General features: G+C 65.7%; 13 protein-coding genes. 10 read left to right on the top strand and 3 right to left on the bottom strand.

The features are described from left to right. Window positions 1–53: 53 nt before the first annotated feature. The 10 genes from AC1DN0_RS34550 (at window position 54) to AC1DN0_RS34505 (ending at window position 10,077) form a co-directional block, all read left to right on the top strand. Complete coding sequence (locus AC1DN0_RS34550) at window positions 54–1,658, top strand: MFS transporter (RefSeq protein WP_441636508.1); 1,605 nt, start codon at window positions 54–56, stop codon at window positions 1,656–1,658. 175 nt (window positions 1,659–1,833) lie between these two features. After that, complete coding sequence (locus AC1DN0_RS34545; protein ID WP_441636509.1) at window positions 1,834–3,051, top strand: ABC transporter substrate-binding protein; 1,218 nt, start codon at window positions 1,834–1,836, stop codon at window positions 3,049–3,051. 41 nt (window positions 3,052–3,092) lie between these two features. Next, window positions 3,093–3,872, top strand: coding sequence for an ABC transporter ATP-binding protein (locus tag AC1DN0_RS34540; protein WP_441636511.1), 780 nt, complete (start codon window positions 3,093–3,095; stop codon window positions 3,870–3,872). Further along, window positions 3,869–4,600 carry an ABC transporter ATP-binding protein gene (locus AC1DN0_RS34535; RefSeq protein ID WP_441636513.1) on the top strand — a complete coding sequence of 244 codons (732 nt, stop codon included), beginning with the start codon at window positions 3,869–3,871 and terminating at the stop codon, window positions 4,598–4,600. The genes AC1DN0_RS34540 and AC1DN0_RS34535 overlap by 4 nt, the downstream gene beginning before the upstream one ends. 12 nt (window positions 4,601–4,612) lie before the next feature. Then, on the top strand, window positions 4,613–5,497 hold the full coding sequence (locus AC1DN0_RS34530) for a branched-chain amino acid ABC transporter permease (protein ID WP_441636515.1): 885 nt from the start codon (window positions 4,613–4,615) through the stop codon (window positions 5,495–5,497). Next, window positions 5,497–6,540, top strand: a complete 1,044-nt coding sequence (locus tag AC1DN0_RS34525) for a branched-chain amino acid ABC transporter permease (RefSeq protein ID WP_441636536.1) — start codon at window positions 5,497–5,499, stop codon at window positions 6,538–6,540. The genes AC1DN0_RS34530 and AC1DN0_RS34525 overlap by 1 nt, the downstream gene beginning before the upstream one ends. Before the next feature lie 74 nt (window positions 6,541–6,614). After that, entirely contained in the window at window positions 6,615–6,932 is a 318-nt protein-coding gene (locus tag AC1DN0_RS34520) for a non-heme iron oxygenase ferredoxin subunit (RefSeq protein WP_441636517.1), read from the top strand. A 9-nt stretch (window positions 6,933–6,941) separates the two neighbouring features. Beyond that, on the top strand, window positions 6,942–8,222 hold the full coding sequence (locus tag AC1DN0_RS34515; RefSeq protein ID WP_441636519.1) for an NAD(P)/FAD-dependent oxidoreductase: 1,281 nt from the start codon (window positions 6,942–6,944) through the stop codon (window positions 8,220–8,222). A gap of 23 nt (window positions 8,223–8,245) precedes the next feature. Beyond that, window positions 8,246–9,535: an aromatic ring-hydroxylating dioxygenase subunit alpha gene (locus AC1DN0_RS34510; RefSeq protein WP_441636521.1), complete on the top strand. Its 1,290-nt coding sequence runs from the start codon at window positions 8,246–8,248 to the stop codon at window positions 9,533–9,535. Window positions 9,536–9,552: 17 nt separating this feature from the next. Then, on the top strand, window positions 9,553–10,077 hold the full coding sequence (locus AC1DN0_RS34505; RefSeq protein ID WP_428180391.1) for an aromatic-ring-hydroxylating dioxygenase subunit beta: 525 nt from the start codon (window positions 9,553–9,555) through the stop codon (window positions 10,075–10,077). Window positions 10,078–10,103: 26 nt separating this feature from the next. Here the strand turns inward: AC1DN0_RS34505 and AC1DN0_RS34500 are convergent, their stop codons facing one another. From AC1DN0_RS34500 to AC1DN0_RS34490, 3 genes are all read right to left on the bottom strand, one after another. Then, entirely contained in the window at window positions 10,104–10,634 is a 531-nt protein-coding gene (locus AC1DN0_RS34500) for a MarR family winged helix-turn-helix transcriptional regulator (RefSeq protein ID WP_441636523.1), read from the bottom strand. A gap of 109 nt (window positions 10,635–10,743) precedes the next feature. After that, window positions 10,744–11,907: a glycosyltransferase gene (locus AC1DN0_RS34495; RefSeq protein ID WP_441636525.1), complete on the bottom strand. Its 1,164-nt coding sequence runs from the start codon at window positions 11,905–11,907 to the stop codon at window positions 10,744–10,746. Continuing rightward, a partial coding sequence (locus AC1DN0_RS34490; RefSeq protein ID WP_477146355.1) for a polysaccharide deacetylase family protein occupies window positions 11,894–12,573 on the bottom strand: 680 nt, incomplete at its 5' end. The genes AC1DN0_RS34490 and AC1DN0_RS34495, both read right to left, overlap by 14 nt.

Below are 12,573 nucleotides of genomic sequence, written 5' to 3'. Positions count from 1 at the left end.
CAGGTGAAGCACACACACGCACAAGCTGGGACGCCCCCAGGAGAACTACGGCCATGACAATCAGCCTGACCAGTGACAGTGCCGCCGCGCGCAAGCAAGGCATGACGAGGGAAGAGCGCAAGGTGATCCTCGCGTCGTCTTTCGGGGCGCTGATGGAGTGGTACGACTTTTATATCTACGCGGCGCTCGCCGTCTATTTTGGCGCATTGTTCTTCCCGCCCGGCAACGAAACCACCGCTTTCCTCGCCAGCCTGGCCACCTTCGGCGCGGGCTTCCTGGTGCGCCCCGTCGGCGCCCTGCTGTTCGGCCGGCTGGGCGACCTGATCGGCCGCAAATATACGTTCCTGGTGACGATCCTGCTGATGGGTATCGCCACCGTGGGTGTCGGGTTGCTGCCCACGTATGGCCAGATCGGCATCACCGCGACCATCCTGCTGGTGCTGTTGCGCCTGCTGCAAGGGCTGGCGCTGGGCGGCGAGGTGGGCGGCGCGGTGACCTACGTCGCCGAGCATTCGCCGGTCGAAAAGCGCGGCCTCTACACCAGTTCGCTGCAGACTACGGCCACCCTCGGCCTGCTCTCCTCACTGCTGGTGGTGTACCTGCTCAAGACCTTCCTGAGCGAGGCGCAGTTTCGCGAATGGGGCTGGCGCCTGCCCTTCCTGGTGTCCTTCCTGATGCTGGTGGTATCGGTCTATATCCGCGGCAAGCTGCACGAGTCGCCGATCTTCGCGCGCATGAAGGCCGGCAACAACACGTCGAAATCGCCCATCCTGGACAGCTTCACGAACTGGGCCAACCTGAAGTATGTGCTGCTGCTGTTCGTGGTGGCTTCGGGGCTCGGGGCCATCTTCGGGACCGGGCATTTCTACACCATGTTCTTCGTCAACAAGACGCTGCACGTGCCGCTGGAACTGGTGCACCTGCTGATCGGCATCGCACTGGTGATCGCCACGCCCTGCTACCTGTTCTTCGGCTGGCTGTCCGACCGGATTGGCCGCAAGCACATCATGATGGCCGCCTGCCTGCTGGCCGCCCTCACCACGCAGCCCATCTTCAAGGCGCTGACGCATTACGCCAATCCGGCGCTCGAACAGTTCCAGCAGCGCAACACCGTGCAACTGCGCGCCGGCGACTGCCACTTCCGACTGTTTGCCGAGCCGGTATCCGCATGCGACAAGGCCAAGGGCTACCTGACGGACCTCGGCGTGGGCTACGAATTCACCCAGGACGAGGGGCGCCCGCAGCCCGAACTGCGCATCGGCGACGCGACGCTGCAGGGTTTCGACAGCAAGGCAATCCGGCAGGCCCTGCTTGCCGCGGGCTGGCCCGAGCGCGCCGACCCGGCGGCCATCAACCGCCCGATGCTGTTCCTGATGCTGCTGATTCCCATCCTCTTCCTCGCCATGGTGTACGGCCCGCTGGCGGCGTTCATGGTGGAGCTGTTCCCTGCGCGCATCCGCTACACCTCGCTGTCCCTGCCCTTCCACCTTGGCGCCGGCTGGGTCGGAGGCATGCTGTCCTTCGTGGTGACGGCGATGAACGTGTCCAGCGGCAATGTGTACTTTGGCCTGTGGTATCCGGTCTCGATCGCCGCCCTCGCGTTTGTGATCGGCATGGTGTTCGTGCCCGAAACGCGGGGCCGCGACCTGGAGACCTGAGCCGGCCCGCCATGGCATCTGGCCCGGAATTTGCTCAGTACACTGTATTTTATAGTCAGCATACTGATCGTTGCACCAAGGCGATGCCGGCCGGTACGCAAACGATGCACGGCCGGGCCCTGCCCCCTCTTCTTCCTGCTTTCCGTTTTTCATTCACCCTGTCTGGAGCGCCCCCATGAAGTCTCTGCACAAAGCCCAACGCATCGCCCTGGTGCCTGCCCTGATCGCCCTGATGTATGGCACCGCCGCCCTGGCGGATGCCAGCGGTGTCAAGGTTGGCGTGATTACCGACATGTCCGGCTCCTACGCCGATCTCTCGGGCCGCGGCTCGGTGCTCGCGGCGCAGATGGCGGTGGAGGAATTCGGCGGCAAGGTGCTCGGCAAGCCGGTCACCGTGCTGTCGGGCGACCACCAGAACAAGGCGGATATCGCCTCGTCGCTGGCGCGCCGCTGGTTCGATACCGATGGCGTCGACATGGTGATCGACTTCCCCAACTCCTCCACCGCGCTGGCGGTGCAGGAAATCGCCAAGCAGAAGCAGAAGATCAATATCGTCTCGACGGGCGGCGCCATGGCGCTGACCAACCAGAACTGCTCGCCCACCGGCTTCCACTGGGGCTGGGATACCTACTCGGTATCGGCGCCGCTGGTCAAGCGCCTGATCGCCGACGGCAAGAGCAGCTGGTACTACATCACCGTGGACTACGCATTCGGCCAGTCGCTGGAATCGGATTTCCGCAAGGAGGTGGATGCCAGCGGCGGCAAGAATATCGGCAGCACCAAGCACCCGCTCAATGCCAGCGACTTCAGCAGCCCCATCGTGGCGGCGTCCGCGTCCAAGGCCAAGGTGGTAGTGCTGGCCAACGCGGGCAATGACATGATCAACGGCGTCAAGGCGGCCGGCGAATTCGGCCTGATCAAAGGCGGCCAGACCGTGATTACGCCCTCGACCTTCATCACCGACCTGAAGAGCCTGGGGCCCAGCGTGGCGCAGGGTCTGACCTATGTGGACCCGTTCAAGCTGGATCTCGACGCCAGGTCGAAGGCCTTCGTCGAGCGCTTCTTCGCCAAGCAGAAGGCCTACCCGACGCATGGCCAGATCGGCGTCTACTCCGGCGTGCTGCATTACCTCAAGGCGATCGAGGCGGCCAAGACGGTGGACGGGCCGGCCGTGGCGGAAAAGATGCGCGCCCTGGTGGTCAACGATGACTTCGTGCATGGCGGCAAGGTGCGCGCGGATGGCCGGATGGTGCATGACATGTACCTGGCGCAGGCCAAGTCGCCGGCGGAGTCGAAGGGCCCGTGGGATCTCGTCAAATACCTCGGCACCATTCCCGGCGACGCGGCGTTCCGCCCGCTATCCGCAAGCGAATGCGCGCTCGTGAAGAAGTGAGCCGCGATGCCGACACGCAATGACACTGACGCGGAGCACGCATGAGCCAGGCTGACGTAATCCTTGAAACCCGCGGACTCACCAAGGAGTTCAAGGGCTTCACCGCCGTCAGCAGGGTCGACCTGCGGGTACGGCGCGGCGCCATCCACGCCCTGATCGGGCCCAATGGCGCCGGCAAGACCACCTGCTTCAACCTGCTGACCAAGTTCCACACGCCCTCCGCCGGCGCCATCCTGTTCAACGGCGAGGACATCACGCGGGAGCGACCGGCCCAGATCGCCCGCAAGGGTGTGATCCGCTCCTTCCAGATCTCGGCGGTGTTCCCGCAGCTCACGGTGATGGAAAACGTGCGCGTGGCGCTGCAACGCAAGCTGGGCACCGCGTATCACTTCTGGAAAAGCAAGCGCTCGCTCGATGAACTCAATGACCGCTCGATAGCGCTGCTGAAGGCCGTCGGCCTGGAAGGCTTTGCCGACCTGCCCACCGCCGAACTGGCATACGGGCGGAAACGCGCGCTGGAAATCGCCACCACGCTCGCCATGGACCCGGAGCTGATGCTGCTCGACGAACCCACGCAAGGCATGGGGCATGAAGACGTGGAGGTGGTAACCGCCTTGATCAAGCAGGTTTCAGCGGGGCGCACCGTGCTGATGGTCGAACACAATATGAGCGTGGTGTCATCCATCGCGGACCGCATCACCGTGCTCCAGCGCGGCGCCATCCTGGCCGAAGGGCCTTACGAGGAAATGGCGCGGAACCCGCAGGTGATGGAAGCGTACATGGGCACGGCCGATGCCGCGCTGACGGAGGCAACGCCATGACCCAACCAACCCCTGCCCTGCAGATCAAGGACCTGCACGCCTGGTATGGCGAGTCCCACATCCTCCACGGGGTGGACCTGACCGTCAATCCGGGCGAGGTGGTCACCGTGCTCGGCCGCAATGGCGCGGGCCGCACCACGACCATGCGCGCCATCATGGGGCTCGTCGGCGCCCGCAAAGGCTCGATCCGCGTCAATGGCACCGAGACCATCGGCATGAAGACGCACCGCATCGCGCCTCTGGGACTCGGCTATTGCCCGGAGGAACGCGCCATCTTTTCCAGCCTGTCGTGCGAGGAGAACCTGATGCTGCCGCCGGTGTTCAAGCCGGACGGCGCAACCGCGGGCCGCGAGCCGATGCCGCTGGACGAGATCTATGCGATGTTCCCCAACCTGTGGGAGCGCCGCAAGAGCCAGGGCACCCGCATGTCGGGCGGCGAGCAGCAGATGCTGGCGGTCGCGCGCATCCTGCGCACCCGCGCCAGCGTGCTGCTGCTCGATGAAATCTCCGAAGGCCTCGCGCCCGTCATCGTACAAACACTGGCAAGAATGATCACCACCCTGAAGAAGCGCGGCTACACCATCGTGATGGTGGAACAGAATTTCCGCTTCGCCGCACCTCTGGCCGACCGCTTCTATGTGATGGAGCACGGCCGCATGGTGGAGAGCTTCGACGCCGGCGCGCTCGGGCACAAGATGCCCACGCTCAACGCCCTGCTCGGCGTGTAAGGAACCATCGCTATGGAATTTTTTGGCATACCTGTGCCCGCCCTGCTGAGCCAGTTGCTGCTCGGCCTCGTCAACGGCTCGTTCTACGCCATCCTCAGTCTCGGCCTTGCGGTCATCTTCGGCCTGCTCAACGTCATTAACTTCGCCCATGGCGCCCTGTTCATGCTGGGCGCCGTGCTGGCATGGATGGGCATGAGCTACCTCGGCCTTAACTACTGGCTGATGCTGCTGCTCGCGCCGTTGGTTGCCGGCGCGCTGGGCGTGGTGCTGGAACGCACCATGTTGCGCCGCCTCTACCGCTTCGACCACCTCTACGGGCTGTTGCTGACGCTGGGCATCAGCTTGCTGATCGAAGGCCTGCTGCGCTCGGCCTACGGTGTGTCCGGCCTGTCCTATGCCACGCCCGAGGCGCTTAGCGGCGCCACCAGCGTGGGCTTCATGGTGCTGCCCAACTACCGTGCCTGGGTCGTCGTGGCCTCGCTCACGGTGTGCTTCGTGACCTGGTACGTGATCGAGAAGACAAGGCTCGGCGCCTACCTGCGCGCCGGCACCGAGAACCCCCGCATGGTGGAAGCATTCGGCATCAACGTGCCGCTGCTGGTCACGCTGACCTATGCCTTCGGCGTGGGGCTGGCCGCCTTTGCCGGCGTGCTGGCCGCGCCGGTGATGCAGATCTCGCCGCTGATGGGGCAGAACCTGATCATTACCGTGTTCGCGGTGGTGGTAATCGGCGGGATGGGATCCATCCTCGGCTCCATCTTCACCGGCCTCGGCCTGGGCATATTCGAGGGCATGACCAAGGTGTTCTACCCGGAAGCCTCGGCGACCGTCGTCTTCGTGGCCATGGTGTGCGTGCTGATGGTGCGCCCCGCCGGCTTGTTCGGAAAGGAAAAATGATGATCAACGACTCACGCGCAAGGCTGACGATCGCCCTGCTGGCGGCGGCCGTCGCGCTGGCGCCCTTCCTCGGCGCCTACCCGGTGCTGGCGATGAAGCTGATGTGCTTTGCCCTGTTCGCCTGTGCCTTCAACCTGCTGCTGGGCTTTACCGGCCTGCTGTCCTTCGGCCATGCCGCCTTCTTCGGCGGCGCGGCCTATGCCTGCGGCTACGTGATGAAATCGCTGCACGCGACGCCGGAGCTGGGCCTGCTGGCCGGCACGGCCTTCGCCGCGCTGCTCGGCCTGGCCTTCGGTGCGCTGGCGATCCGGCGCCAGGGCATCTACTTCGCCATGGTCACGCTGGCGCTGGCGCAGATGTTCTACTTCTTCTGCCTGCAGGCGCCCGTCACCGGCGGCGAAGACGGCATGCAGGCGGTGCCGCGCGGCAGCCTGTTCGGGCTGGTTTCGCTGGAGAGCGACCTGACCATGTACTACGTGGCGGCGGCCGTGGCCGGTGCCGCGCTGCTGTTGATCGCGCGCGTGGTCAACTCGCCGTTCGGGCAGGTGCTGCGGGCTATCAAGGAGAACGAGCCGCGCGCTATTTCGCTAGGATACGACACCGACCGCTTCAAGCTGCTGGCCTTCGTGCTGTCGTCGGCGCTGGCCGGGCTGGCGGGCGCCCTGAAGACGCTGGTGCTCGGCTTCGCCACCCTCACCGACGTGCACTGGGCCATGTCCGGATCGGTCATCCTGATGACGCTGGTGGGGGGCATGGGCACCCTCTCCGGGCCCATCCTGGGCGCGCTGGTGATCGTCGCGGTGGAAAACAAGCTGGGTGATTTCGGCAGCAGCCTGGCCGCGCTTACGGGCGTGGACTGGTTCAACACGCTGGGCGAATCGGTCAGCATGGTCACGGGCTTGATCTTCGTGGTCTGCGTGCTTACCTTCCGGCGCGGGATCATGGGCGAGGTGCAGGCGCTGCTGGCCCGCCGGGCGGCGCTGACGCGGTCTGCGCCCGCCTTCCACGGCCGTTCCGCCAGCTCGGCCACAGCCAAGGGTTAACGCTGATTCAGTCGGCAATTTAAATCAGTACACTGATCATTAATACTCAGCATACTGATTAAAGGAGATGCATCATGGCTTGGACCAAGATCGCCACTACCGGCCAGCTTCAGGACGATGAAGTGATGTCGCTCACGCTCGGGGACGCGCAACTGGCGCTGTACCGCAGCGAAGGGGAGTACTTCGTCACCGACAATGTCTGCACGCACCAGTACGCGCTGCTGTCGGACGGCTACCTGGAAGACGGCTGCATCGAATGCCCGCTGCACCAGGCGCGTTTCGACATCCGCACCGGGCAAGCCATGTGCGCGCCCGCCACCCAGGGCATCCGCGTCTATCCGGTCAGGATCGTGGACAGCGACGTGATGGTCGACGTCATGGTCACCGCCTGAGCCCCCGCTATGCCACAAGACGCCCCTATCCTGATCATCGGTGCCGGCCAGGCCGGCGCCACCGCGGCAGCCGCGCTGCGCTCGCTGGGCCATGACGGCGGCATCGTCATGGTCGGCGGCGAGGTCCATGCCCCCTACGAGCGCCCGCCGCTATCCAAGGCCGTGCTGGCGGACGAGCAGCAGGACGAACGCATCGGCGTGCACGCGGCGGGCTTTTATGCCGAGCAAGGCATTGACCTGCGTCTGGGCACGACAGTGACGTCGCTCGATCCCGGCAGTGGCACGGCCCGCTGTGCCGATGGCCAGGCGATTGCCTTCAGCCGCTGCCTGCTGGCCACCGGCGGGCGTGCCCGCACCCTGCCCGCCTTGCCGGAAGGCATGGCGGGCGTGCACTACCTGCGCTCGCTGGCCGATGCGCGTGGCCTGCGCGCCGCGCTGCGCCGGGAGCGCTCCGTGCTGGTGATCGGCGGCGGCTTCCTGGGGCTGGAAACGGCCTCCACCGCCCGCGCGGCGGGACTGGAGGTCACGGTGATCGAAGCCGCGCCACGGTTGCTGCAGCGCGCCGTGCCGGCCGTGTTCTCCGACTGGCTGGCGCAGCGCGTGCGCAGCCTCGGCATCGACCTGCGCCTGGGCTGCGGGATCGCCTCGATCCCGCCGGCCACGAACGGGGTTGCCGTCACGCTGACGGACGGCTCCGCCTTGCACGCACCGCTGGCAGTGGTCGCCATCGGGCTGCATCCCGATGCCGGCCTGGCGCGGGCCGCCGGGCTGGCGCTCCATCCGGGCAACGGCGGCATCCAGGTCGACGCGCACTGCCGCACCAGCGCGCCGGGCGTCTTCGCCGCCGGCGATTGCACCAGCCAGTACCAGCCCCTGTTCGGCCAGGAAGTCCGGCTGGAGTCGTGGCAGAACGCCAACGAGCAGGCCCGCATCGCCGCCGCCGCCATGCTCGGCGTGGAGACGGCACCGGCCGCCGTGCCCTGGTTCTGGACCGACCAGCTCGGCTGCAACATCCAGATGCTGGGCGCGGTGGACCCCACGCTGTGCTACACCCTGCGCGGCAACGGCGCGGCGGACGGCGACGCCCCCAGATTCCTGTTGCTTGGCATGGCCGGCGCGCAACTGCGCCACGCTATCGCGGTCAATGCCGGCGGCGACCTGCGCCAGCTCCGCAACCTGATCGAACAACGCACCGCCTGCGACATCGGCCTGCTCCGCAACACCGCCATGCCCCTGAAGCAAGCGGTACGCGAGGCCGCCGCCGCGCTCGCTGGCCAGACCCAATCCTGAACGATCCCGAACGAGGAACCGACATGTACCAGACCCACGCGGTCATCAACCGCACGCCGCGCGCCAAGGATGCCGAACTGGCCGCCTGCCAGTGGCCAGAGGACGCCCTGCATTTCATCCCGGACTGGGTGTACACCAGCAACGCCGTGTACGACATGGAACTGGAAAAGATTTTCCGCGGCCGCTCGTGGAACTTCGTCGCGCTGGAGGCGGAGATCCCCAACGCCGGCGACTTCAAGCGTTCCTATGTCGGGCCCACGCCAGTCGTCGTGGCGCGCGCCGAGGACGGCTCGATCAATGTCTTCGAGAATCGCTGCGCCCACCGCGGCGCGGAGTTCTGCCGGCACGGCCAGGGCAATGCCAAGGAGTTCGTCTGCCCCTATCACCAGTGGTCCTACGATCTCAAGGGCAACCTGCAGGGCGTCCCGTTCAAGCGCGGCGTCAACCGCGCCGGCGGCATGCCCAAGGACTTCCGTAACGAAGACCACGGCCTGATGAAGCTGCAGGTGGCCACGCGCAATGGCGTGATCTTCGCCTCCTACGCCAGCGATATGGAGAGCCTGGAGGACTACCTGACGCCCGAGATCCTCAAGGATTTCGACGTGGTGTTCAATGGCAAGCCGCTCAAGATCCTCGGGTACTACAAGAATGAGTTGCCGTGCAACTGGAAGATGTACCACGAGAACCTGAAAGACCCCTACCACGCCACGTTGCTGCATTCCTTCCTGGTGGTGTTCGGTCTCCTGGTGGCCGGCAATGACTCCGCCATGATCGCCGACCCGGTGCACGGCCGCCACGGCACCATGGCCTCGGCCAAGAAGGAAGACAAGTACGCCGCGGTGAGCGAAGAGAACAAGAAGGAAATGCGCTCGTTCCACGAGGGCATGCGCCTGCAGGATGACCGATTCCTGGAATACATCAAGGAGTTCGACTCGCCGTGGTCCGTCACCATGCAGACCATCTGGCCAAACCTGATCGTGCAGCGCGAAATGAATACGCTGGGCGTGCGCCAGATCGTGCCCAACGGCCCGGACAGCATGCTGATGCAATGGACCATGTTCGGCTATGAGGACGACAGCGAGGAGATGACGCGGCACCGCCTGCGCCAGGGCAACCTGATGGGACCAGCCGGCTTCCTCGGCCTGGAAGACAACGAAGCGATGAAGTTCGTGCAGGAAGGCGTGCGCCGCTCCAGCACCGACCGCAACGTGCTGAAACTGGACCCCGGCCACGTCGGCACCGCCAACTCGCTGATCTCGGAATCCGCGATCCGCGCCATGTACCAATACTATCGCAGCGTGATGGGGTTCTGAACAGCATGACACCAACCATGACACCGACGGCTCATACCCTCTACCGCCCCTGCAAGCTGGAGCCCGCGCGCGCGCAGGCGCTGCGCATGGAGATCGATGCCTTCCACGCCGAATACTGCGCCGTGCTCGATGCCGGCCTGGTGGAATCGTGGCCGGATTTCTTTACCGAGGATTGCATCTACCGCGTCACAGCAAGGGAGAACGTGGAACTCGGCATGCCCGTGGGACTGGTCTACGCCGAAGGCCGCGGCATGATGCACGACCGCGCGGTGGCGATCGCGCGCACCCAGATGTTCGCGCCGCGCCATATGCTGCATCTTGTCACCAACACCCGCGTCACCGAGGAAACCGCGTATGGCGAGATCCATGCGCAAGCCAGCTTCCTGCTGCTGCAGACGCTGGTCGAAGGTCCCACCACCATCCACATGGCGGGCACCTATCACGACCGTTTTGCCCGCACCCAGGGCAATCTGCTGCTGGCCGAGCGCCAGGTCGTGTACGACACCACCATCATCGCCAACGACCTGGTCTACCCGGTGTAATCCGCGCGCACGGTGCGCGCAACGCTTTACATGATGCGCAGCACCGTGCGGCTGTAGTCATTGTTGGCCTCCACCAGCGTCGCCAGCAGGTCCATGAACACCTTGCGCTGCGCCGGGCGCAACGGCGCCAGCATGCGCTCCTGCGCGCGTTCCATATCGGCGCGCAGCGACGCCACCACCTCCTGGCCTTCCTTGGTCAGGTGCACGTGACGCGTGCGCCGGTCGGCCGGATTGTCCTTGCGCTCGACCAGCCCGCGCTCTTCCAGCCTGCGCACCACATCGGCCGTGGTGGTGCGGTCGAAGCCCACTTCCTGCCCCAGCGAAGTCTGGTCCAGCCCCGGCAGCACCGATAGCACCGTCAGGATGGCGTACTGCACCGGCGTGATGCTCGCCGACTTGCATTCCTCGAAGAACATGGCCACGTGGATCTGGTGCAGGCGGCGCACAAGAAAGCCTGGCCGGGCCCAGAGAAGCTCCTTGGCCGGGTCCGCTTCGGACGGCGCTTGATCCTCGACCGGGGGCGCGGTGTGCGCCGTTTGACGTTTCGCGGTGGACATTCCATTCACCAAATTGTTAGCATGCTGACAAGTATAGACGAGTGGCCCCGACATGGTGCCGGAACGCACCATGCCGGAACGGCCATGATGCGGATTGCCGCCGCCCTTCCTAAGGTACGCCACGCTTTCCACGCCGCAATGCGGACAAGCAGTCCCGGTACAACTTCACCGTTTCGCGTCCGAGCGGCCCGAGCGAGAAATTCGCCTCCACCCAGCGGCGCCCGCGGCGCCCCATCCGCGCCGCGAGCATCGGATCCGCCGCGAGCTGGCACATCGCGCCGGCCAGGGCACCCGAGTCGCGCGGCGGCACCAGGACGCCGTGGTCGCCGTCGATGAAGGTCTCGGGAATGCCGTCCAGTTCCGTGGCAATCACCGGCTTGCCGCAGCTCAATGCCTCAAGGATGACGAGGCCCAGCGCTTCGCTGCCCACGGGCGGATGCACCAGGACGTCGATCGCCTGCATCAGCGACGGCACATCGTGCTCGAACGGGAGGAAGTGGATGCGTCCCGCCAGGCCCAGAGCATCGGCCTCCCGGCGCAGTTGCGGGATCAGGTCGCCTTCGCCAACGCAGAGGAAATGCGATCTCGGGTGCCGTGCCAGCACCTGCCCCGCCGCCTTGACGAAGTAGGACTGCCCTTTGCCGTCAGGCTGCTGCGCCCCGCCGATCAGCGCATAGATCAAGGCATCCTGCGGCAGCCCCAGCGCCTGCCGGACCCGACAGCGCCGCATGGCGACCGCGCGGAAACGCTCGGTATCGATGCCGCAATATATCCGCCTGAGCCGCAGCGTTCGTTCCGGGTCCACCCTTCGCAGGGATTCCTGCACCGCGTCCGATACGGCGATCACGCTGGAAAACGCGGCAAGGTAGCGGCGCGTCCGTTCCTTGAGCCGGGTCATCAGGTGGCGCGTCACCACCACCGCCGCTTTGCGGCCGGACAGCATCCATGCCAGGATCGCCACCCAATAGTCGCGCCCATGGTGGGCGTGGATGACATCGATCCGCTGCTCCCGGATCGTCCGCGCCAGGATCAGCGGCCAGACCACGCGCTTCGCGCCCAGCGCCATCAAGCGCACGCCCGGCATGTCCTGCGCGGCGACGATCCACCGGGCGCGGGAAGGCACTGCCAGGGTCACTTCGCAGTCCTGAAGCTGCAACGCCCGGCACAGTGAAAGCGTGTGGGAATCGACGCCACCGCCGTTGAGCAGCGAGTTGAGCAAGAGCACGCGCAACTGGCCGGAGGCCGGGTCCGGATATGGCTCAAGCCGATTCATGGCGAACCGCCTCCTTGCCGCGTTGATCCTCATAAGCGGTGGCGAGCTTCAGCAAGAACTGCCCGGTATGCGAGGCGCGCGAAACCAACACCCGCGGCAGGCCGAACAGGTTGCCACCGACAGCGGCGCGGCCGCGCTGCGTGGTAACGGCACTCTGGTATCCGGCGCCGCGCACCAGGTCCACGACGTGCTTGTCGAACTCGCCGAAGGGATAGCAGAAGTGCCGCACCGGCATGCCCAGCGCGGACTCCAGTTCATGCTTGCAGCCTTCGATCTGGCCGCGCGCGGCAACGGTGCCTAGCCGGGTCAGGTCCACATGCGTGCGCGTGTGCGCGCCGACCTCCATGCCGGCCCGGGTCCAGGTACGTAGTTCGTCCAGCGTCATCAGCGGCTTCTCCGGCACGCCGATCGATGCATCCCAGGAATTGGTCTTGCCGACCAGGCTGCTGACCGCATAGCAGGTCGCGGTAAATTCGTGGCGCTGCAGCACCGGCAAGGCATGCTCGAGGTTGTTCCGATAGCCGTCATCCAGCGTGATGCCGACCACCTTGCCGGCCTTCTCGCCACGCAGGTAGGGCATCAGGTCGCACAACGCCAGGCCGCGATACCCCATCAGCTTGAGCAGGCGCATCTGCCATGCAAAGTCGCGCGCCGCCACCACGAGGC

It is taken from the genome of Cupriavidus sp. 05N39, assembly GCF_056397325.1.
This window is presented reverse-complemented; position numbering and strand designations above follow the sequence as displayed.

Bases quoted from the DNA above. Each gene is read 5' to 3' on its own strand.
- AC1DN0_RS34495 (WP_441636525.1), bottom strand. From the start codon at position 11,907: ATGAATCGGCTTGAGCCATATCCGGACCCGGCCTCCGGCCAGTTGCGC.
- AC1DN0_RS34525 (WP_441636536.1), top strand. From the start codon at position 5,497: ATGATCAACGACTCACGCGCAAGGCTGACGATCGCCCTGCTGGCGGCG.
- AC1DN0_RS34515 (WP_441636519.1), top strand. From the start codon at position 6,942: ATGCCACAAGACGCCCCTATCCTGATCATCGGTGCCGGCCAGGCCGGC.
- AC1DN0_RS34545 (WP_441636509.1), top strand. From the start codon at position 1,834: ATGAAGTCTCTGCACAAAGCCCAACGCATCGCCCTGGTGCCTGCCCTG.
- AC1DN0_RS34530 (WP_441636515.1), top strand. From the start codon at position 4,613: ATGGAATTTTTTGGCATACCTGTGCCCGCCCTGCTGAGCCAGTTGCTG.
- AC1DN0_RS34505 (WP_428180391.1), top strand. From the start codon at position 9,553: ATGACACCGACGGCTCATACCCTCTACCGCCCCTGCAAGCTGGAGCCC.
- AC1DN0_RS34535 (WP_441636513.1), top strand. From the start codon at position 3,869: ATGACCCAACCAACCCCTGCCCTGCAGATCAAGGACCTGCACGCCTGG.
- AC1DN0_RS34550 (WP_441636508.1), top strand. From the start codon at position 54: ATGACAATCAGCCTGACCAGTGACAGTGCCGCCGCGCGCAAGCAAGGC.
- AC1DN0_RS34500 (WP_441636523.1), bottom strand. From the start codon at position 10,634: ATGTCCACCGCGAAACGTCAAACGGCGCACACCGCGCCCCCGGTCGAG.
- AC1DN0_RS34510 (WP_441636521.1), top strand. From the start codon at position 8,246: ATGTACCAGACCCACGCGGTCATCAACCGCACGCCGCGCGCCAAGGAT.
- AC1DN0_RS34540 (WP_441636511.1), top strand. From the start codon at position 3,093: ATGAGCCAGGCTGACGTAATCCTTGAAACCCGCGGACTCACCAAGGAG.
- AC1DN0_RS34520 (WP_441636517.1), top strand. From the start codon at position 6,615: ATGGCTTGGACCAAGATCGCCACTACCGGCCAGCTTCAGGACGATGAA.